The following is a 2,383-nucleotide window of genomic DNA, read 5'->3' on the forward strand; positions in this document are numbered from 1 at the left end:
TGTAGATTGTCAACTAAAATTGACCCACCTTTTGCACTGAAATCTGATCCACCCTCAAGCCTCAACTTTTGCTAATCTATCTTTCATTCTGTAACTATTTCCGTTAATATTAAAGATGTGACAATGGTGAGCCAACCGATCTAAAATTGCTGATGAGATAATGTGATCTCCAAATACTTGATCCCATTGATCAAATGGCATATTAGTAGTCAATATGATAGAGCCTGTCTCATATCTTCGACTGATTAATTGAAAAAACAAATTGGCTTTTTCTTTATCAATAGGCATATAACCAAGCTCATCAATTACTAATAAATGAATGCGTGCTAATGCTTCAACCTTCTCTGTTAAAGTATTTTCAACCAGAGAAGAGTATAAGAGATCCATGATCTCTTTGGCTGAATAAAATGCAACGCGATATTTTGCTATACAAGCTTTGATTCCTAGGGCGATTGCCAGGTGTGTTTTTCCCACACCTGGCGGTCCCATTAAGATTATATTTTCTTTTTTCTCTAGGAAGCCCAAGTTAGCTAGTTCTCGAATAAAGGTATCATTTATAGATGGTTGAAAGGCGAAATCAAACTCTTCTAAAGTTGATACTTTTGGGAACCTAGCTAACGATATCTTCCGATTTATAGACCTATCTGTTTTTGAAAGAATTTCTGCCTCAATTAATTTTGACAGATATCCTACATAGCTTAACTTTGTTTTAGCTGCTTTTTCTGCTTCTGCTTCATAAATCTCACTTATTTCTTTAAGATGCAACTCCTTTAAAATAGCTGTTAATCGTTCGTTTTGTTCATTTTTCATCCCATCAACTCCATTAATGTAATAAATAGCTATAATAATTTAAGGATCTAGTTTCAGTGCGAATCTTTGGAATGTTTTCCCCCTTTGGTAGCTCAATAGTCTTTCTCGAAGATTTTTTGAGTAGGTTTCCTACAAAATCAATTTCGATGCGATTAAATAAAACAGCTTGCTCAATTGCTTGCTCGATAGCTATTAGGTCATAGTGATGCGATAACTCCAGAATCTTCTGATATCTATGAATGTGATTAGCTTTTACTTCTCGATTAAGTAATTCCACATATCTGTTTCCATTGGAAAAGGTATGAACGAAATGTTCACGTAGTTTAGGTAATGACTTTGGAATAGATCCTTTAACACCTTCATAATGCTCCTCAATAATAACTGTTTTTCCTCGCTGATAGGAGAGAGTATGCTGGCAAATCATTTTGCTGTTTTGATCATATACCTCCAAAATATTACCATGACTAGGTCGAATCCATACATCTTGTCCAGCGAATAGGTGTGGGATACTATATTTCACTCCGCGATAAGAAATTAAACAATCCCAACTAACCTTTCTAGTTTCTTTTAAGTGAATCGAATAAGTTGCCGAAGGTAACGGCATTAAAGCAGCTTGCTCTTCTTCAAATCGAATAGAAGGGGGGATAAGTGTCGTCTTATTCGGCTCCTTTTCCCACTCTTCTAGAAACATATGACTTTTGTTAATAAACTCTTCAAAACTCTCAAAGTCATTTCCTTTAATAAAATGCTGTTCAATATAATAAAATGGTCTCTCAACCTTGCCTTTAGTACGTGGCCAATAGGTCTGGCATGCGTACGGCTGGAACTGATATGTTCCACTTAACTCCAAGAACTTTGGGTGATAGGTAGCCACATCGTCCTTCGGATGACTTAATACAAGTTGTTTTGCGTTATCTACCACTATTTGTTTAGGTACACCACCAAATGCTCTAATACCTTCCTCTAATGCTTCAAGCACTGATTCTAGTGTTTGTGTCTTACTAAAAGTCATATACTTTTTGCGACTAAATCCTAATATGAGTAAGAAGCAATAAACTTGAATTTCTTCTCCGTTAATTCTTACTTTATATGGAGACCAATCAAATTGGGCTTGTTCACCAGGAGCTGTTTCAAACCTTGTAGTGGTCTTTTGTGATTCTGCCTTTGCCTTGTTTGCCTTCAAGAATCGGTAGACAGTTGATATTGATCCTCTATATCCTTGTTTTTGTAGTTCCTTGTAAATTCGTGTACCAATTAAACTCTGTTCCATCATTTTAAGTATGAAGTCTTCGTATTCACTCAATAATTTATCTTCCTTCGGTGCTCTTTTATATTTTGGAACCTCCTCCATTGTTAAAGCTTTTTTTACTGTATTTCTCGACACCCCCAATATTTTTGAAATGGCACGTTTAGAATGGCCTTGTTTGTACAACGTGCGAATTGTGGTCCATTTATCTATAGAAATCATCCCCCTAAAACTCCTCTCATCTATCTGATGAGATAAGTTTAGATATAGTATCTAGGCGGGTCAATTTTCAATGATAATAGTGGGTCAGTTTTCATTGTATATCTA

At 35.7% G+C, this 2,383-nt stretch carries 2 protein-coding genes; both read right to left on the reverse strand.

Annotated elements, in window-relative coordinates; all coding sequences use genetic code 11:
• Window positions 1–54: 54 nt before the first annotated feature.
• Window positions 55–810 carry an IS21-like element helper ATPase IstB gene (istB, locus tag B207_RS37900; RefSeq protein WP_084692001.1) on the reverse strand — a complete coding sequence of 252 codons (756 nt, stop codon included), beginning with the start codon at window positions 808–810 and terminating at the stop codon, window positions 55–57.
• 13 nt (window positions 811–823) lie between these two features.
• The gene (gene istA / locus B207_RS37905) at window positions 824–2,278 is read right to left on the reverse strand and encodes an IS21 family transposase (protein WP_084692002.1); all 1,455 of its coding nucleotides are present in this window, start codon (window positions 2,276–2,278) and stop codon (window positions 824–826) included.
• Window positions 2,279–2,383: the final 105 nt, after the last annotated feature.

This window comes from Parafrankia elaeagni (assembly GCF_000374165.1).
GTDB lineage: Bacteria > Actinomycetota > Actinomycetes > Frankiales > Frankiaceae > Parafrankia > Parafrankia elaeagni.